Source organism: Sulfitobacter sp. G21635-S1 (assembly GCF_027213915.1).
Taxonomy (GTDB): domain Bacteria; phylum Pseudomonadota; class Alphaproteobacteria; order Rhodobacterales; family Rhodobacteraceae; genus Sulfitobacter.
Genome location: NZ_JAPWGV010000001.1, coordinates 286,722 through 305,396, shown reverse-complemented (window position 1 = coordinate 305,396; position 18,675 = coordinate 286,722). Strand labels below are relative to the sequence as shown.

Genomic DNA, 18,675 nt, shown 5'->3' with positions numbered 1-18,675 from the left:
GCAAGCATGTCGATAATTCTGCTGATAGAGCAAATCCTGAACGGCCTGCAGTTCGGAGTGATGCTGTTCCTGATGGCTGCCGGCCTGACGCTGATCTTTGGCGTCATGGGGCTGATCAACCTGGCGCATGGATCGCTTTACATGATCGGCGCCTTTGCTGCTGCGGCCGGGGCCGCCGCCACAGGATCCTTTGTGTTGGGTCTGATTGCCGCCCTGACCTCGGCGGCGCTGTTTGGCGCGTTGATCGAACTTACCGTGATCCGCAGGCTTTACGCACGCGACCACCTGGATCAGGTGCTGGCAACCTTTGCCCTGATCCTCATCTTTTCAGAGGCGACGCGCTGGGTTTTCGGCTCTTTCCCGCTGTTTCTGGACACGCCTGCTTTCCTGTCCGGCACGGTGACCCTGCCGGGAGGCATCCTGTATTCCAAGTACCGCCTTGCGATCATCCTGATCGGGCTGGCGGTGGCTGTGGGCCTGTTCCTGCTGATCTCCAAGACCCGTGTCGGCATGCGCATCCGCGCCGGTGAAAACGACCGCGAGATGATCGGCGCGCTGGGGGTCGATATTTCGGTTCTCTATACAATGGTCTTTGCCCTGGGGGCGGCGCTGGCCGGCCTGTCCGGTGCGCTGGTCGGCGCGATCCAGTCGGTCGAGGTCGGCATGGGCGAGCCGGTGTTGATCCTGGCCTTCGTGGTCATCGTGATTGGCGGCATCGGGTCGATCAAGGGGGCGCTGGCCGGTGCAATTCTGGTCGGGCTGACCGATACGCTGGGGCGCACGCTGCTGCCCGTCCTTCTCGCCAGTTTCATGGATCCTTCTGCCGCGACCACCGTCGGCTCGGCGCTGGCGTCGATGCTGATTTACATTCTCATGGCGGGGGTCTTGCTGTTCAAACCCACCGGCCTGTTCGGGAGCGCCTGACATGTTGCCGGAACGTATGATCAATCTGCTGATCCTCGGCCTGTTGCTGGCGGTGCCACTGGTGGCGCTGGCGATGGATGAGCCCTTTATCATCACATTGGCAACCAAGGCCGCCGTGCTTGCGGTGGCGGGCGTGGGGCTGAACCTTGCCCTGGGGCAGGGCGGGCTGGTCAGCTTTGGCCATGCCGCCTATTTCGGGGTGGGCGGCTATGCCATGGGCATCCTCGCCAGCCACGCGCAAAGCTATACACCGCTGATGGAGGCACCGTTCCTGATCGAAGGAACCAAATCCATGCTGGTGATCTGGCTGGTGGCGATAGTCGCCAGCGCATTGGTGGCCCTGCTGGTCGGCGCATTGTCGCTGCGGACCTCGGGGGTCTATTTCATCATGGTGACGCTCGCCTTTGGCCAGATGCTCTATTACTTCGCAATCTCCTGGCCGGCCTACGGCGGTGAGGACGGGCTCTCGATCTATGTGCGCAACGGATTTCCCGGCTTGAACACGCTGGACCCGATCCAGTTCTTCGGCCTGTGTTTCGCCGTTCTGCTGATCGTGCTTTTTGCCGTCAACCTGCTGAACAAATCGCCCTTTGGTCTGGCCCTGAACGGTGCCCACCAGAATGAAGAACGCGCGCGCACCGTGGGCATCAATGTCTACCGGTTGCGGCTGACCGCCTTTGTCATCTCCGGTGCGATCACCGGGCTGGCCGGGGCGCTCTTTGCCGATCTGAACCGTTTCGTCAGCCCGACCATGTTCAGTTGGCAGACGTCAGGCGAGATCATGGTCTTCATCATCCTTGGCGGTGTTGCGCGGCTGTGCGGCCCGGTGGCGGGTGCGGCGGTCTATATCCTGCTGGAACATGTGTTGGGGGGGCTGTCGGAATACTGGCACATCTATCTGGGTGCGATCCTGCTGTTTGTGGTGCTCTTTGCCAAGGGCGGGCTGGTTGGCGGATTGTCCCGCCGGGAGGTGCGCCATGCCGGGTGAGGTGATCCTGGATGTGCGCGACCTGCACAAGAGCTTTGGCGCGCTCAAGGCCAGCGACGGCATTTCGCTGGACCTGCGGGCGGGCGAGATTCATGCGCTGATCGGGCCGAACGGGGCGGGAAAATCGACCCTGATCAAGCAGATTGCGGGCGGGCTGAAGCCCGACCGGGGTGCGGTGCATTTCATGGGGCGCGATGTAAGCGCGCTGTCAGTGGCGCAGCGGGCCCATGCGGGTCTGGCGCGGACGTTCCAGATTTCGGCCCTGGCGATGGAATATACCGTCATGGAAAACGCCGTGCTGGGGGCGATCGGGCAAAGCGGGCGCACCTTTGGTTTCTTCCGCCCGGCGATGAAGGACCGCGCATTGCTGGACAGTGCTGCAGCGGCGCTGGAGCGTGTTGGCCTGACCGACCATGCCAGCACGATCACGTCGGAATTGTCCCACGGCCAGCGACGGCAGCTTGAAGTCGCAGTTGCCCTGACACTGGCCCCAAAGGCCTTTTTGATGGATGAACCGATGGCCGGCATGGGGGCCGAAGGCTCGCGCGAGCTGACCGGGTTTCTGCAGGACCTGAAACATCAGGCCCCGATCCTGCTGGTAGAACATGACATGGACGCGGTCTTTGCCCTCGCCGACCGGATCAGCGTGCTGGTCTATGGCAAGATCATCGCGACCGGCAACGTTGACGAAATCCGCAGCAACGCGGATGTCAAAACCGCCTATCTGGGCGAGGAGGACGCGGCATGAACCTGCTTTCGCTCAACGGGATCACCGCCAGCTATGGTGCGTCGCAGGCCCTGTTCGGGGTGGACCTGAATGTGGCCGAGGGCGAGGTCGTGGCGCTGATGGGCCGCAACGGCATGGGCAAGTCGACCACGATCAAGGTGATCTGCCGCCTGTTGCAAAACACCCATGGAGAGGTGCAGTTCGCAGGCCAGAACCTGGCCGGGATGCCCGCGCATCGTGCGGCCAAGCTGGGCCTGGGCCTGGTTCCCGAAGGACGCCGGTGTTTCACCAATCTGACCGTGCGCGAGAACCTTCATGCCTCGGCCCGGCCCGGCGCCTGGGATTTTGCCCGTGTGCATGGGCTGTTTCCCCGGCTGGAAGAACGCGGCGACCAGTTGGCGGGATCGCTTTCGGGGGGCGAACAGCAGATGCTGGCGATTGGCCGCGCGCTGATGACAAACCCGCGCCTGCTGATCCTGGACGAGGCGACCGAGGGGCTGGCCCCCGTGGTGCGGCAGGAGATCTGGGCCGCCATCGCCACGCTCAAGGGCGACGCGGGCCTGTCGATCCTCGTGGTGGACAAGACAATCAGCGAATTGCGCCGGATCGCCGATCGGGTGGTGATCCTGGAACGCGGCAAATCTGTCTGGACCGGTGGCATGGACGATCTGTCCGGCCCCGTCAAAGATCAGTACCTGGGGGTCTGAGCCATGCCGTTTGTGTATCACCAGAAGGTCAAGTTCAGGCATTGCGATCCGGCGGGGATCGTCTTTTACCCCCGCTATTTCGAGATGATGAACGACACGGTCGAAGATTTCTTTGAAAAGGTCGCCTTGCTGCCCTTTTCCGGGATGCAGCAGAAATGCGGTATTCCCACGGCAGGGATAGAAGCGCAGTTCCAGGCCCCCAGCCGATTGGGCGATCAGCTGGAGATCGCTTTGACCATCACGCGACTGGGGCGGAGCAGCCTCGGTTTGGCTTATGACGCGCGCTGCGAAGGCGCGCCACGTTTCACGGCGAGCTCGACAGTTGTCTTCATCGACGACAAAGGCCGGCCCGCCCCATGGACGGATGCAATCCGCACCCGGCTGGACAGATTTATCAAGAAGGAGACGCCAGATGGCAAATGAGGTTATTCAGCCGGAAGGATGGGCCCCCGCCAAAGGCTATGCCAATGGTGTGAAAGCGGCCGGACAGCAGATCTATATCGGTGGCCAGATCGGCTGGACCGCCGAGCAGAAGTTCGAAAGTCACGATTTCATCGGGCAGACCGAACAGGCCCTGCTTAACATCCGGGCGGTGCTTGAGGCCGCAGGCGGCAAGCCGGAGGATCTGGTGCGCCTGACCTGGTACATCACCGACAAGCGCGAATACCTGGCGAAGCAACGCGAGATGGGCGAAGCCTATCGCAGGGTCCTGGGCCGCAACTTTCCGGCCATGGCGATGGTCGTTGTCGCCGGATTGATCGAGGATGAGGCGCTGGTTGAGATCGAAGCAACGGCGGTGCTGCCGTAGCATCTGTTGTCTGGCAGAACGCGCTGAGGCCAGAGCCTAACCGTACCACTGTTGTTCATGTCTGGGGTAAATCAGCTTTCCGGTGCGGCAGCGGCAGCGGCATCGGCGCGGTGCAAAAGGTCGCGGATCAGGTCCAGGTCGTCATGCCCCAGTCTGGCAAAGATCCGGTCGACCAGCGCCTCATGTCCTGCGGCCAGAACCTCGAACTGCTTGCGGCCCTTGTCGGACAGGCTGACATTGACCACACGCCTGTCGCTTGCAGCGGCGATGCGGACCACCAGACCGTCCTTTTCCAGCCGGTCCACCACGGTAGAGGCATTGCCGTTGGAGACCAGCAACATCTGGCTGAGCGCGCTCATCTTGATGGGTGCATCGGCGCGGTAGAGTGCGGCCATCACGTCAAACCGGGGCAGGGTGGTGCCATGGCTGACACGCATATATTCGCGCAGGCTGTTTTCGGTCTGCCGGGTCAGACGCAGCAACCTGATCCAGGTGCGCAGACGTCTGCGGGACAAAGTGGTGTCGCGCATTGCGAATTCCTTCGGTTGCCGCACAAGGGGTGCCTTGCAAGGCTACCTTTCGGCGCTGCGGCTTTCAACCTTGCGCACCGCGCCACAACAGCGCGGCGGCATCCAGAATACCATAGACCGGCCGCCCCGTGGCCCGCCGGATCGCGGCAGCATAGGGCGGCAGGTTTCCGCATTCCAGCAGAAAGCAGCCCAGCCCGGGGTGCTGCGCCACCATGCCCCGGGCCAGATCGGTGCAATGGCGCGCGATTGCACGGCTGTCCAGCACATCCGGCTGATCGGATTTGTGGCTCAGGATGGCACCGGCAAAGGCAGCGCAGTCCTGCATGCCCGCAACATGTACCGCGCCGGGATCAACCCCCGCCGATTGCAGTGCGCCGCCCAGCAAACTGTCCCGCGAGGCGGTCAGGATGCCGATGGGCTTCGTGCCAAAGGACAGCCGCAGGGCAGGATAAAGTGACAGCGTCGAGACCATCACCGGAATCTCCACCGCCGCTGCCAGTGCGTCCTGGATATGCACCAGGAATCCGCAGGTCGAAATGATGCCAAGGGCGCCTTCGGCTTCCAGCGCGCGGGCGGCGGCAACAAAGGCAGCGATCAGCGCCGGGTCTGGTGCGCGGCCCCGCACGATGTCGGGAGATCCGGCGCCGGCAACCACATGCAGCCGCACCGGGAAGGGATAGCTGTCAGCATTGCCCGCATCCCCGACAACGCGGGGAAAGGCCGTGTCCAGCATCAGGATCCCGATAAAGCCGCTCATGAAGAGCCGCGGTGGCGGTCAGGCATAATGAACCTTGGTGCCCGCTTTTTCGCAGAACAACCGGCATTGCTCGGAGAGGGGCCGGTCGGTGATAAACCGGTCCACATCGGCCATGGAGGCAATCCGCGCAGGTGCCTTGCGCCCGAACTTCGAACTGTCGGCGGCCAGGAAGACCTCTTGCGACTGTTGGATGATGGTTTTGCTGACGCCGACCTCCTGCACGTCGAAGTCCAGGATTTCGCCGTCGTGGCGCAGCGCGGAACAGCCGATCACCGCGTAATCGAACCGGAATTGCCGGATCGTCTGGGTGGCAAGGTCACCGACCAGCCCGCCGTCCGACCGGCGCAGGTGGCCGCCGGTGACGATCACTTCGACGTTGTGGTTCTGCGACAGGATCATCGCGATGTTGATGTTGTTGGTCACGACCAGCAGCCCCTCATGGTGCAGCAGTTCTGCCGCAACAGCCTCTGTGGTGGTGCCGATGTTCAGGAAGACGGAGCAATCATTGGGAATGAACTTTGCGCAGGCACTGCCGATGTCGACCTTGGCGGCCTGATTCAGCTCGCGCCGCTCGCTGTAGCCGATGTTGGTGGTGGTCGAGGGAAGGACCGCGCCGCCATGGACACGCTCAAGCCTGCCATCGTCGGCAAGTTCGGTCAGATCGCGGCGGATGGTCTGCGGCGTTACACTGAAATGTTCCGCCAGCCCGTCGACCGTGACCTTCCCCTCACGGCGGGCGATCTGGATGATCTCCGGTTTGCGCAAGGTTTGACTCATTCTACCCCTCGAATCGAAAGAATACGACCTTGCTACACCGTTTGATCCGGCTCAGTCACGCTTTTCACGGGGATATTCGCGCCTGTCCGCCTTCGGTCAAAGGGGCCTCATCCCTCATGTCAGCGAAAATAGTTGATATTTTTCAATTTACTATCGAAAACGCGCAATAACGAACATTTTTCTCTTCCTTTTTGATGCGTTTTTTGTCACCTTCTCCGAAAGCGAGCATTCTATCGCTGGGGGGAGGACACCATGACGCCCGATTTCGACCTGCTGGTTATCGGCGGGGGCATCAACGGCTGCGGAATTGCGCGCGATGCGGCGGGCAGGGGGCTGTCCGTTTGTCTGGCCGAGATGAACGACATCGGGTCGGCCACTTCGGCCTCCTCCACCAAGCTGTTTCACGGCGGCTTGCGGTATCTGGAATATTTCGAGGTGCGCCTTGTGCGCGAGGCCCTGGTGGAGCGGGAAACGCTGTTGCGGGCGATGCCGCATATTTCCTGGCCCATGCGGTTTGTGCTGCCCTACCACGATTCCATGCGGTTCGACACGACCACACCGACATCGAAACTGCTGAACACCTTCATGCCCTGGATGAAAGGGCGCAGGCCCGCCTGGCTGATCCGGCTGGGGCTGTTCATGTATGACAACCTTGGCGGTCGGAAGATCCTGCCGGGGACCAGCAGCGTCGATCTGCGCAACAGTCCCGAAGGCGCGCCGCTGAATGCCAAGTTCGAACATGCATATGAGTATTCGGATTGCTGGGTCGAGGATTCGCGCCTTGTGGTGCTGAATGCCCGCGATGCGGAGATGCGCGGCGCACGTATCCTGCCGCGTCACAAGGTCGTCAGCGCGGACCCTTCCGGCGACGGCTGGACCGTGACGATACAGGATACCAACACCGGGCAGGACATCACTGTCACCGCGCGGATGATCGTGAACGCGGCAGGCCCCTGGGTTGGCGACGTGTTGCGGGGCACGATCAAAAGCAACCAGACAGGTGGGGTGCGGCTGGTGCGCGGCAGCCATATCGTGACCAAGCGGCTGTTCGATCACGACAAATGCTATTTCTTTCAGGGGATGGACGGGCGGATCATCTTTGCCATTCCCTATGAGACCGACTTTACCCTGATCGGCACCACGGATCAGGAACATCACGACCCGGACGTGAAGCCGGAATGCACCCCGGAAGAACAGCGCTATCTGGTTGATTTCGTGAACGAATATCTGGCCAACCCGATTTCGACCGATGACATCGTCTGGACCTATTCCGGTGTGCGCCCGCTCTATGACGACGGGGCCAGCAGCGCGACGGCGGCGACCCGCGATTATACCATCCATCTGGATCAAAGCCGGGGCGCCCCTGCGGTAAACGTCTTTGGCGGCAAGATCACGACCTATCGGCGGCTGGCTGAAAGCGCGCTGGAAAAGGTTGGCGAGGTTCTGCACGTCAAGGGACCATGGACCGCCGGTGTGGCCCTGCCGGGCGGCGATTTCCCGGTCGACGGGGTGTTGCCGCTGATGGACGGGCTGATGCGCGACTACAGCTTTCTTGACCCGAAATGGGCCCGCCGTCTGGTGCGCGCCTATGGCACCCAGGCCCGTATGGTCCTTGGCGATGCCACTGTCCCCGCCGATCTGGGGCAGCAGTTCGGGGCGGGATTGACCGAGCGCGAAGTGCGCTGGCTGATGGACAATGAATACGTGCAGCGTGCCGAAGACGTGGTCTGGCGGCGCAGCAAGCTGGGTCTGCGGATGACAGCAGCGGAAATCAAGGCACTTGACGGGTGGATCGCCAGGGCGTCGGATCATCCCGTTTCAAAGGCCGCGGAGTAACTGGGGGAAAGATGGCGCTGGAATTCAAAAACGTGTCCAAGGTGGTCAATGGTGAGACACATATTCACCCGACCAACCTGACACTTGAGGCGGGCACGATGAACGTGCTTCTTGGTCCGACCTCGTCGGGCAAGACGTCGCTGATGCGGCTGATGGCGGGGCTGGATGTGCCAACCGGCGGCCAGGTGTTCTGGGACGGCACCGATGTGACCGGGATGCGGGTGCAGGACCGAAAGGTCGCCATGGTTTATCAGCAGTTCATCAATTACCCGTCGATGACCGTCTATGACAATATCGCCTCGCCGCTGCGGCTGATGGGCAAGTCAAAGGCAGAGATCGACGTGGCCGTGAAACAGGCCGCCGCGCTGATGCAGCTGGAACCGATGCTGGACCGCAAGCCGCTGGAACTGTCCGGCGGGCAGCAGCAGCGCTGCGCCCTGGCGCGGGCGCTGGTCAAGAACGCGGGCCTCGTCCTGCTGGACGAACCGCTGGCCAATCTCGACTACAAGCTGCGCGAGGAACTGCGCGTGGAGATCCCCAAGATCTTCGAGGAATCCGGCGCGGTCTTCGTCTATGCCACCACCGAACCGGAAGAGGCGCTGCTGCTGGGCGGCAATACCGCCACCATGTGGGAGGGGCGCGTGACCCAGTTCGGCCCGACCCCCACGGTCTATCGCCAGCCGGTCGATGCCACCACTGCGCGGGTGTTCAGCGATCCTCCGATGAATTTCCTCGATATCACCAAACAGGGTGGCACGCTGACCTTCGGGCAGGGGCACACTGCCTCGGCGACAGGTCCCTTGGCAGACCTTCCCGATGGCATCTACATTGCAGGTTTCCGGCCCAACCACGTCGAAATCGCGCAGCCTGCAGAAGGCGCCGTTACGTTCGACACCCGCCTTTCCGTCACCGAACTGACCGGGTCCGAAACCTTCGTCCACCTCGATTATGCTGACCGCAAATGGGTCGGCCTTATTCACGGCGTGCATGATCTGAAGCTGGGCAGCGCGCTGCCCGTCTATCTGGACCCACGTCACATCTACATCTTCAGCGTAACGGGCGACCTGGTGGCACCAGCGTCCTACGCGCTGGCAGCCTGAGGAGCGGGACATGGCCAAGATCACCCTCGACAACCTCGCACATTCCTATCTGTCCAATCCGACGGGTGAGGATGACTTTGCCCTGAAGGAGCTGAATCACGTCTGGACCGACGGCGAGGCCTATGCCCTGCTGGGGTCTTCGGGCTGTGGCAAATCCACGCTGCTCAACATCATCTCTGGCCTGCTGCACCCCAGTCAGGGGCGCATCCTGTTTGATGACAAGGACGTCACACAGGCCACCACCGCCGCGCGCAACATCGCGCAGGTGTTCCAGTTTCCGGTAGTCTACGACACGATGACGGTGCGCGACAATCTGGCCTTTCCATTGCGCAACCGGGGCGAGGAACCCGGCTATATCGCGGAACGGGTCCAGAAGATCGCCCAGATGATCGGCATGGAAGACGTGCTGAACCGCCGTGCGCGGGGGTTGACCGCTGACGCCAAGCAAAAGATTTCACTGGGCCGCGGCATGGTGCGCGAGGATGTGAACGCGCTGCTGTTCGACGAGCCGCTGACGGTGATCGACCCGCATATGAAGTGGGAATTGCGCACGCAGCTGAAATCGCTGCACCATGAATTCGGCCACACGATGATCTATGTGACCCACGACCAGACCGAGGCGCTGACCTTTGCCGACAAGGTGGTGGTCATGTACGACGGCCGCGTGGTGCAGATCGGCACCCCGCAAGAGCTGTTTGAGCGGCCCGAGCATACCTTTGTCGGCTATTTCATCGGTTCGCCGGGGATGAACGTGATCCCTGCCGAAATCTCCGGCACGCAGGCGGTGGTCAATGGCACCGCGCTGACCCTGCAGCAGAACTATGGCGCGCCGACAGGCAATGTCGCCCTGGGTGTGCGGCCCGAGTTCGTCAGCCTGACAAAAGGCGATGGCCTGCCGGTAAAGGTGCGCCGGGTCGAAGACGTGGGCCGCCACAAAATCGTGCGCGCCGATCTTTTTGGCAAGGAAATCAATATCGTGTCCCCGGAAGGACAAGAGATTTCGCCTGACATGAACCACATCACCTTCGCCCCGGATCATGTGAACGTCTATGTGAACGACTGGCGTCAACAGGGGGCGGCGGCATGACAAAGCACATCCGCCACACAGCATGCCGGGCCGGACGCGCCTGCCAAGGGCAGAAAATAGATGAGAGGGCCGCCTGATGAACAAGACAGTCAACCAAAAAGCATGGTTCCTGGTGCTGCCGGTGTTGCTGCTGGTCGCCTTTTCCGCCGTGATCCCGCTGATGACGGTGGTGAACTATTCGGTGCAGGACACCTTCGGGCAGAACCAGTTCTTCTGGGCAGGTCTCGAATGGTTCGAGGAGATGCTCGATTCCGACCGCATGTGGACGGCATTGGGACGGCAATTGATGTTCTCAGGCATCATTCTGGCGATTGAGGTGCCGCTGGGCATCTTCGTGGCGCTGAACATGCCGAAAAGCGGGTTCTGGTCCAGCTTCTGCCTTGTGCTGATGTCACTGCCGCTGCTGATCCCGTGGAACGTGGTCGGCACCATCTGGCAGATCTTCGGGCGGGTGGACATTGGTCTGCTGGGCCATACGCTCGACGCGCTGGGGATTTCCTACAACTATACGCAGGATACCTTCGCCGCCTGGGCGACCATCGTGGTGATGGATGTGTGGCACTGGACCTCTCTGGTGGCGCTGCTGGCCTTTGCCGGGCTGAAATCGATCCCCGATGCCTATTATCAGGCCGCCAAGATCGACCAGGCCAGCCGTTGGGCCGTCTTCCGGTTCATCGAACTGCCCAAGATGGCGGGCGTGCTGATGATCGCCATCCTGCTGCGGTTCATGGACAGTTTCATGATCTACACCGAACCGTTCGTGGTCACCGGCGGTGGACCCGGCAACGCCACGACGCTGCTGTCAATCGACCTGGTCAAGATGGCGCTGGGACAGTTCGACCTTGGCCCCGCCGCGGCATTCTCGCTGATGTATTTCCTGGTGATCCTGCTGATCTCCTGGGTGTTCTACACAGTGATGACCACCATCGACGCGAAGGAGGGATAAGATGACCGATACCGCAACCATCCCCGCCGACATGACCGGCAGCGCATCTGCAAAACGCCGTCGGCCGCGCATCAACGGTTCGGCCGTGGTCATGGCGCTTTATCTGCTGTTCCTGCTGTTGCCGATCTACTGGCTGCTGAACATGAGCCTGAAGACGAACACGGAGATCCTGAACAGCTTTACCCTGTGGCCGCGCAACCTGACGTTTGACAATTATGCGACGATCCTGACCGATCCCGCATGGTACATGGGCTACGTCAATTCGCTGATCTACGTGGTGATGAACACCGTGATCAGCCTGACCGTGGCGCTGCCTGCGGCCTATGCCTTCAGCCGCTACAGTTTCATGGGCGACAAGCACCTGTTCTTTTGGCTGCTGACCAACCGCATGGCGCCGCCCGCCGTTTTCGCGCTGCCGTTCTTCCAGCTGTATTCATCTGTGGGCCTGTTTGACACCCATATCGCCGTGGCACTGGCGCATTGCCTGTTCAACGTGCCGCTGGCGGTCTGGATCCTGGAAGGCTTCATGCGCGGCGTGCCCAAGGAGATTGACGAAACCGCCTATATCGACGGCTACGGCTTTGGACGGTTCTTCATCAAGATTTTCATGCCCCTGATCGCCAGTGGCATCGGGGTGGCGGCCTTCTTCTGCTTCATGTTCTCCTGGGTCGAACTGCTGCTGAGCCGCACGCTGACCACGGTGGACGCGAAACCCATTGCCGCGATCATGACCCGGACCCAGGGCGCCAGCGGCATCGACTGGGGCGTGCTGGCAGCAGCGGGCATCCTGACCGTCGTGCCGGGGGCATTGGTCATCTATTTCGTGCGCAACTACATCGCCAAGGGCTTTGCCCTCGGGAGGGTGTGATGCAACCAATGGTTAACAAATACCCCGTGATCTTCGGGTCTGACCCGTGGACCTCGTGCATCAGTGCCTGCATCACACCCACAGATACAACCGCAAAGACAGGAGCACGCTGACATGGACTGGATGGCATGGACCTGGCCGACGGCGATCTTCTTTATCGTCATTGCCTGCACCCTGATCACTTTCACCTTTCTGGCGATCAAATTTCCCGAAACGCCACGCCGTGGCGTTCTGGGCATGGAGACGACGCGCGGCGATCGTCTTTTCATCACACTTCTGGGCAGCGCCTTCATCAATCTGGCGTGGCTTGGAATTGTCGGGGCGAACCAGCCGTATGCCCTGATTGTCTGCCTTGTCTATGCCGTGGCGGTGTTTCGCTGGGTCTAGGCAATGTGGTTCCACCGCGGCCGGATGTCATCCGGCTGCATACGATTACATAACGTTTCGAAAATTAGGGAGGAAACGATGAAACTTAATCTGAAATCAAGTACAGCCGTTGTGCTGGCACTTGGAATGCTCAGCGGCCCGGCATTTGCCGACATGGATGCCGCCAAGGCGTTTCTGGATGCCGAAATCGGCGATACATCGGTGCTCAGCCGCGCCGATCAGGAAGCTGAAATGCAGTTCTTTGTCGATGCTGCAGCACCCTATCAAGGCATGGAGATCAAGGTCGTCTCCGAAACCATTACCACGCATGAATATGAAAGCCAGGTACTGGCCCCCGCGTTCACTGCGATCACCGGCATCAAGGTCACTCATGACCTGATCGGCGAAGGCGATGTTGTCGAAAAGCTGCAAACACAGATGCAGTCGGGCGAGAACATCTATGATGCCTATATCAACGACTCTGACCTGATCGGCACCCACTGGCGCTATCAGCAGGTGCGCAACCTGACCGACTGGATGGCAGGTGAGGGCGCGGACGTGACCCTGCCGACGCTGGATCTGGACGATTTCATCGGCACCTCCTTCACCACCGGTCCCGATGGCAAGCTGTACCAGCTTCCGACCCAGCAATTCGCGAACCTCTATTGGTTCCGCTATGACTGGTTCAACGACGAAAAGAACAAGGCCGACTTCAAAGAGAAATACGGCTATGATCTGGGTGTTCCGGTCAACTGGTCGGCCTATGAGGACATTGCCGAGTTCTTCACCGGTCGTGATCTGTCGCACATGGATGTGAACGGCGAAGTTTACGGCAACATGGATTATGGCAAGAAAGACCCCAGCCTGGGCTGGCGTTACACCGATGCCTGGATGTCCATGGCCGGTATGGGCGACGTGGGCGAACCCAATGGCCTGCCGGTCGACGAATGGGGCATTCGCGTGAACGACCAGTCGCAACCGACCGGGTCCTGCGTGACCCGTGGCGGTGCCACCAACTCGCCTGCTGCCGTCTATGCGGTGACCAAGGCGATCGAATGGCTGCAGAAATACTCGCCGCCCGCTGCGGCCGGTATGACATTCTCCGAAGCGGGCCCGATCCCCGCTCAGGGTAACGTCGCTCAGCAGATGTTCTGGTACACGGCCTTCACCGCCGACACGGTGAAACCCGACCTGCCGGTGATGAACGAAGACGGCACGCCCAAGTGGCGCATGGCCCCTTCGCCCCACGGTGCCTATTGGAAAGAGGGCCAGAAGATCGGCTATCAGGACGCAGGCAGCTGGACGCTGATGAAATCGACCCCCGTGGACCGCGCACAGGCCGCATGGCTTTATGCACAGTTCGTGGTGTCGAAAACGGTTGATTTGAAGAAATCGGATGTGGGTCTGACCTTTATCCGTGAATCGACCATCGACAGCGACCATTTCACCGAACGCGCACCGCGTCTGGGTGGTCTGGTGGAATTCTACCGCTCACCCGCCCGCGTGGCGTGGTCGCCCACTGGTACAAACGTGCCGGATTACCCCAAGCTGGCCCAACTGTGGTGGCAGAACATCGGCGACGCCATGTCCGGTGCGAAAACACCGCAGCAGGCTCTGGATGCGCTCTGCGCAGATCAGGAAAAAGTGCTTGAGCGTCTGGAGCGCGCGGGTGTGCAAGGTGACCTTGGTCCGAAGCTGAACCCGGAGGAAAGTGCCGAATACTGGTTCGAACAGCCCGGCGCGCCCTATCCCAAGCTGGCGAACGAGGACGAAGAGCCGAAAACCGTCGCTTATGACGAGCTGATCAAATCCTGGGAATAACACCCGGTTTGCAAGAAACTGCGGGGGGCCTTGAACGGCCCCCCGTTTTGCCCTTTGATCCAGAGCGTGCGCCCCATGAAATATATCCTGTCGATCGACCAAGGCACCACATCGAGCCGTGCCATCCTTTTTGACGAAACCCTGAACCTCAAGGCGATGTCGCAAGAGGAGTTTCGCCAGATATTTCCCAACTCCGGCTGGGTCGAACATGATCCTTCCGATTTGTGGAGCACGACCGCAGGCACCTGCCGCGCCGTGATCGAACGCGCGGGCATCGACGCCCGCGATATCATTTCCATCGGCATCACCAACCAGCGCGAAACCACCGTCGTCTGGGACAAGAATACCGGCAAGCCGGTCCATAATGCCATCGTCTGGCAAGACCGCCGCACCGCCGATTTCTGCAGATCTTTGCGCGATGCGGGGCACGCCGACATGGTGGCCGACCGCACCGGCCTGCTGCTGGACCCGTATTTTTCCGCGACCAAGGTCAAGTGGATCCTGGACAATGTCGACGGCGCACGTGACGCCGCACAGGCGGGCGATCTGCTGTTCGGAACCGTCGATTGCTATCTGATCTGGAAGCTGACAGGCGGCGAGGTGCATGCCACCGACGCCACCAACGCCGCGCGCACCATGCTCTATGACATTCGCAAGGGACGCTGGAGCCAGACCATCTGCGACCTGTTCGACATTCCCATGTCGATGATGCCGGATGTGCGCGACAGTGCCGCCGATTTCGGCACCACCCGCGCCGATCTTTTTGGCCGCCCGATTCCCATTCTGGGTGTCGCAGGCGACCAGCAGGCCGCGACCATCGGGCAGGCCTGCTTTGAACCGGGCATGTTGAAATCCACATACGGGACCGGATGTTTTGCCTTGCTGAACACCGGCGATACCCCGGTAAGGTCGCAAAACCGTTTGCTGACCACCATCGCCTATCAACTGGATGGCAAGCCGACCTATGCGCTGGAAGGGTCGATTTTTGTGGCGGGGGCCGTGGTGCAATGGCTGCGCGACGGGCTGAAAATCATCCGCGAAGCGTCAGAGACCCAACCGCTGGCCGAGGCTGCCGACCCGACACAGGAAGTCGTGCTCGTGCCCGCCTTTACTGGGCTGGGCGCGCCTTATTGGAACCCTGACTGCCGGGGCGCAATCTTTGGGCTGTCACGAAACTCAGGCCCGCAGGAACTGGCCAAGGCCGCCTTGGAAAGCGTCGGCTACCAGACCCGCGACCTGCTGGAAGCGATGCATGCCGACTGGACCGGGCAAGGGGCCGACCCGGTGTTGCGCGTCGATGGCGGGATGAGCGCATCGGATTGGGCCATGCAGTTCCTGTCCGACATCATCGACGCCCCGGTTGACCGGCCCAAGGTGCTGGAAACCACCGCCCTTGGTGTTGCCTGGCTGGCCGGGATGAAGGCGGGCGCGCTGCCGGACCAGGAAGCCTTTGCCAGGGGATGGGCGCTGGACCGGCAGTTCCAACCGGCAATGGACGCCCGGACCCGCGACCGGAAATATGCCGGCTGGAAGCGTGCCGTGGACTCTACGCTGGCGTATTGACTTTGCCAGAGGCCCGTCTGCATTTCGGCATTTCATGTCCGACGTCGGTGCATTTTGGCGCGGGCAAGGCCACAGAGCTGCCCGGCCTGCTGCCTGACGCGCTCGCGCGTATCCTCTTTGTCCAGGGGGCAAGCGGCCATGCCGCGGCAGGTGTCCTCGCGGCGCTGCGCGCGGCCGGTCACGATATCACCCTTGTCAGTTGCCCCGGCGAACCTTCTGTTGATGCGGTCAATGCGGCATTGGCACAGCTGGACGATCCGACGCATGTGATCGCCTGCGGCGGCGGCGCGGTGATCGACATGGGCAAGGCGCTGGCGGCACTGGCTGAGCATGGCCTGACCTTGCCATTGGATTTTGCAACATTGCCGCCCTTGACCGCCCGGCGGAACATCCGCCTGTTGGCCCTGCCAACAACAGCGGGCACCGGGGCGGAAGTGACCGCCAATGCGGTGATCGACGTGCCCGCCAAAGGCGCGAAGATCAGCATCAGGGGGGCCGCATTGATCCCCGATATCGCGGTGATCGACCCGTTGCTGGCGCAAACGGCCCCTGCGGGTGTCGTGCTCGCCTCCGGGCTGGACGCCGTGACACAGGTGATCGAAAGCTATACCTCCTGTGCCGCGACGCCTTTTTCGATGGCATTGTGCCGCCCTGCGATACCACTGGGCCTCGCCGCGCTGCGGCAGGTTATCGAAACCCCCGACATCGGGGCCTGGGAAAACATGTGCTGGACCAGTCTGTCCAGCGGGCTTGCGCTGGCCAACTCTGGATTGGGTGCGGCGCATGGGCTTGCCTCTGTGCTGGGTGCGCAACTCGGCGCACCGCATGGCGCGCTTTGTGGCAGATTGCTGATCCCGACGCTGCGCGTGAACCTTGAATACAGCCGCGAAACCCCGGAAATACAGGACAGGATCACCTATTGCCTGCAGGCCGTTTCAGATGCATTTGCCCAAACACGCGCCGCCGACCCGCTGACGGGTTTTGAGGCCTGGGTGAATGCGAAGGGGTTGCCAAGATTGTCAGACATGGGGCTGTCCCGGGATCGCATCGCAGCTTTGGCGGAACTGGGCAGCAAAGCCTCTTCCAGTCAGAAAAATGCGGTGCCGCTCCCGGTGCAGGCCTATGAAGCGATCCTGCAGGAGGCATTCTGACGCTTCAGAGAGAACGCATCCGCCGAAGGTGGGAACAGGATTCTCATGGGCGGGATGCCTGCCCAGATTGCGTCATGCCAGCTTCAACAACAGCTGCTTGAGCATTTCGCCATTGTCCGAGTCCAGAAGCGCGCTGAGCGCGCGGTCCTGTTCCTCTGCGTCCTTGCGGATCTGGAGCATACGCCTGCGGCCGAGGTTGGTCAGCAGCAGGTTGATCTGGCGCTGATCGGCGGCGGAAATCTGACGGTGAACCAGGCCATCCGACACCATGCGATCCACCAGCTTGCTCAGCGCCGGGGGATTGATCAGCGCGCGTTTGGCCAGTTCCCCCATTGTCAGCCGCTGGTCGATGTCGAGGCATTCCATCACGCGCCATGCGGTGATCTGGATGCCATGTGCCTTCAGCCGGGCACTCAGCGAATTGCTGACCGAACGATGCGCGGCTTCCAGTGCATAGGAAAGATGGCGTTCAAATGAGATCGGCTCAGTCGTCATGATCGTATCCGCTTGTTAGGTCTTTGAAATTAGTTGACTTGGAAATTAATTTCAATTGCAATGTGCGAATTGCCATCCTGATCCGGGGAGACAGGGCGCTGGGATATAGCACGGACGACGTTGCGCTGCCGATCGAACTTGCGGATTTCCGCGAGAGCGGGCTGCTGGCCGCCTCGGGCAGTTTTCGTGTGGCGCTGCTGATCCCGATGTGTGGCCCGGCGGGTATCTGGGCACCCTCCTGCATTTCCAGCGCACAGGTCGCGGCCGCAGAGCTGAACCGCGCCAATGGTATCGGCGGGCGGCGGGTTCAGCTGATCATGATAGATGCAGCGGTGGAAGCCGATGAGCCGATCGAGGAAACCGTAAACGACCTGATCGAGCTGAATGCGATTGACGCAATCGTGGGGATGCATCTGAGTGCCGTGCGCCAGCGCCTGTCCAAGGTTGTCCGCCAGCGCATCCCCTACATCTATACGCCGCTCTACGAGGGGGGCGAAACGACACCGGGCTTGTTTGCCATTGGCGAGACGCCGCAGGAACAGCTTGCCCCGGCACTGGCCGAGATCCAGGCCAGATATCACCCGAAAAGCTGGGCGCTGATCGGCAATGATTATGTCTGGCCGCGCAGTTCCCATTCCCTGGCCAAGAGCGTTCTCAGGACAGCGGGGGTTGAGCTGGCGATGGAATGTTACGTGCCTTTCGGCCTGCCGAACATGTCCGATCTGGTTGACCGGGTCGAGGCCTCGGGGGCCGAAGCTGTCCTGGTCTCGCTGGTCGGGCAGGACGCCGTGAACTTCAACCGGCTGTTTGGAAAGCGTGGGTTGCACCGCAAGGCGGTCAGATTGTCCTGTGCCCTGGAAGAGAACGGTCTGATGGCCTGCGGCCGGTCCAATCTGGAGAGAATGTTCTCGGTCTCCTCCTACTTCGGGTCGATATCGACAGAGGCGAATGCCAGTTTCAAGGAACGCTACTATGCGCTGCACGGTGACGCCGCGCCTGCGTTGAATTCCATCGGTCAATCGACCTACGAAGGGATACATTATCTGGCCTCTCTGCTGCGGGATTTCGGCGCTGTCTGGCGGATGCGGACCAGCCAGGACCTGCTGCCGGTGATTCATTCCAGCGGCCGTTCCTTTGCCCGGAACGATGCCGCGCAGCGGCCCGATGTGTACCTCGCCCGGGCCGATGGTATCAACTTTTGTGACTTCAAGGTACTGTAAATAA

General features: G+C 61.2%; 20 protein-coding genes. 16 read left to right on the top strand and 4 right to left on the bottom strand.

What is annotated here, in order from left to right:
- Positions 1-6: 6 nt before the first annotated feature.
- From O4H53_RS01450 to O4H53_RS01425, 6 genes are read left to right on the top strand one after another with little or no spacing between them, the layout of a single operon-like run.
- Complete coding sequence (locus O4H53_RS01450; protein ID WP_269360789.1) at positions 7-924, top strand: branched-chain amino acid ABC transporter permease; 918 nt, start codon at positions 7-9, stop codon at positions 922-924.
- A 1-nt stretch (position 925) separates the two neighbouring features.
- Complete coding sequence (locus O4H53_RS01445) at positions 926-1,912, top strand: branched-chain amino acid ABC transporter permease (RefSeq protein ID WP_269360787.1); 987 nt, start codon at positions 926-928, stop codon at positions 1,910-1,912.
- Positions 1,902-2,660: an ABC transporter ATP-binding protein gene (locus O4H53_RS01440; protein ID WP_269360786.1), complete on the top strand. Its 759-nt coding sequence runs from the start codon at positions 1,902-1,904 to the stop codon at positions 2,658-2,660. The genes O4H53_RS01445 and O4H53_RS01440 overlap by 11 nt, the downstream gene beginning before the upstream one ends.
- Positions 2,657-3,346, top strand: a complete 690-nt coding sequence (locus O4H53_RS01435) for an ABC transporter ATP-binding protein (RefSeq protein WP_269360785.1) — start codon at positions 2,657-2,659, stop codon at positions 3,344-3,346. The genes O4H53_RS01440 and O4H53_RS01435 overlap by 4 nt, the downstream gene beginning before the upstream one ends.
- Before the next feature lie 3 nt (positions 3,347-3,349).
- Positions 3,350-3,769, top strand: coding sequence for an acyl-CoA thioesterase (locus tag O4H53_RS01430; protein ID WP_114276739.1), 420 nt, complete (start codon positions 3,350-3,352; stop codon positions 3,767-3,769).
- A complete protein-coding gene (locus O4H53_RS01425) occupies positions 3,759-4,154 on the top strand; it encodes a RidA family protein (protein ID WP_114276740.1) in 396 nt (131 codons plus the stop codon). The genes O4H53_RS01430 and O4H53_RS01425 overlap by 11 nt, the downstream gene beginning before the upstream one ends.
- Positions 4,155-4,225: 71 nt before the next feature.
- Here the strand turns inward: O4H53_RS01425 and O4H53_RS01420 are convergent, their stop codons facing one another.
- From O4H53_RS01420 to O4H53_RS01410, 3 genes are all read right to left on the bottom strand, one after another.
- The gene (locus O4H53_RS01420; RefSeq protein ID WP_269360782.1) at positions 4,226-4,684 is read right to left on the bottom strand and encodes a MarR family winged helix-turn-helix transcriptional regulator; all 459 of its coding nucleotides are present in this window, start codon (positions 4,682-4,684) and stop codon (positions 4,226-4,228) included.
- A 64-nt stretch (positions 4,685-4,748) separates the two neighbouring features.
- Complete coding sequence (locus O4H53_RS01415; RefSeq protein WP_269360781.1) at positions 4,749-5,441, bottom strand: aspartate/glutamate racemase family protein; 693 nt, start codon at positions 5,439-5,441, stop codon at positions 4,749-4,751.
- A gap of 18 nt (positions 5,442-5,459) precedes the next feature.
- Positions 5,460-6,218, bottom strand: a complete 759-nt coding sequence (locus O4H53_RS01410; protein ID WP_114276744.1) for a DeoR/GlpR family DNA-binding transcription regulator — start codon at positions 6,216-6,218, stop codon at positions 5,460-5,462.
- 252 nt (positions 6,219-6,470) lie between these two features.
- Between O4H53_RS01410 and glpD the strand changes: the two genes are divergently transcribed.
- The 9 genes from glpD to O4H53_RS01365 all read left to right on the top strand — a co-directional run bounded on the left by glpD (position 6,471) and on the right by O4H53_RS01365 (position 16,956).
- Positions 6,471-8,054 (top strand): glycerol-3-phosphate dehydrogenase, encoded by a 1,584-nt coding sequence (glpD, locus tag O4H53_RS01405; protein WP_269360779.1) that lies wholly within the window; start codon positions 6,471-6,473, stop codon positions 8,052-8,054.
- A gap of 11 nt (positions 8,055-8,065) precedes the next feature.
- Positions 8,066-9,154, top strand: a complete 1,089-nt coding sequence (locus O4H53_RS01400; protein ID WP_269360778.1) for an ABC transporter ATP-binding protein — start codon at positions 8,066-8,068, stop codon at positions 9,152-9,154.
- Between the two features lie 10 nt (positions 9,155-9,164).
- On the top strand, positions 9,165-10,241 hold the full coding sequence (locus O4H53_RS01395) for an ABC transporter ATP-binding protein (protein ID WP_269360777.1): 1,077 nt from the start codon (positions 9,165-9,167) through the stop codon (positions 10,239-10,241).
- A gap of 76 nt (positions 10,242-10,317) precedes the next feature.
- Positions 10,318-11,187, top strand: coding sequence for a carbohydrate ABC transporter permease (locus tag O4H53_RS01390; protein ID WP_269360775.1), 870 nt, complete (start codon positions 10,318-10,320; stop codon positions 11,185-11,187).
- Between the two features lies 1 nt (position 11,188).
- On the top strand, positions 11,189-12,055 hold the full coding sequence (locus O4H53_RS01385) for a carbohydrate ABC transporter permease (RefSeq protein ID WP_269360774.1): 867 nt from the start codon (positions 11,189-11,191) through the stop codon (positions 12,053-12,055).
- Between the two features lie 114 nt (positions 12,056-12,169).
- Entirely contained in the window at positions 12,170-12,442 is a 273-nt protein-coding gene (locus tag O4H53_RS01380) for a DUF2160 domain-containing protein (protein WP_269360772.1), read from the top strand.
- A 78-nt stretch (positions 12,443-12,520) separates the two neighbouring features.
- Positions 12,521-14,242 (top strand): ABC transporter substrate-binding protein, encoded by a 1,722-nt coding sequence (locus O4H53_RS01375; RefSeq protein WP_269360770.1) that lies wholly within the window; start codon positions 12,521-12,523, stop codon positions 14,240-14,242.
- A gap of 75 nt (positions 14,243-14,317) precedes the next feature.
- The gene (glpK, locus tag O4H53_RS01370) at positions 14,318-15,805 is read left to right on the top strand and encodes a glycerol kinase GlpK (protein WP_269360769.1); all 1,488 of its coding nucleotides are present in this window, start codon (positions 14,318-14,320) and stop codon (positions 15,803-15,805) included.
- Positions 15,802-16,956 (top strand): iron-containing alcohol dehydrogenase, encoded by a 1,155-nt coding sequence (locus tag O4H53_RS01365; RefSeq protein ID WP_269360767.1) that lies wholly within the window; start codon positions 15,802-15,804, stop codon positions 16,954-16,956. Before glpK ends, O4H53_RS01365 begins: the two co-directional genes overlap by 4 nt.
- Before the next feature lie 72 nt (positions 16,957-17,028).
- Here the strand turns inward: O4H53_RS01365 and O4H53_RS01360 are convergent, their stop codons facing one another.
- Positions 17,029-17,451: a MarR family winged helix-turn-helix transcriptional regulator gene (locus O4H53_RS01360; protein WP_269360765.1), complete on the bottom strand. Its 423-nt coding sequence runs from the start codon at positions 17,449-17,451 to the stop codon at positions 17,029-17,031.
- Between the two features lie 62 nt (positions 17,452-17,513).
- Here O4H53_RS01360 and O4H53_RS01355 point away from each other — a divergent pair, with 62 nt between their 5' ends.
- Positions 17,514-18,671, top strand: a complete 1,158-nt coding sequence (locus tag O4H53_RS01355; RefSeq protein WP_269360763.1) for a substrate-binding domain-containing protein — start codon at positions 17,514-17,516, stop codon at positions 18,669-18,671.
- Positions 18,672-18,675: the final 4 nt, after the last annotated feature.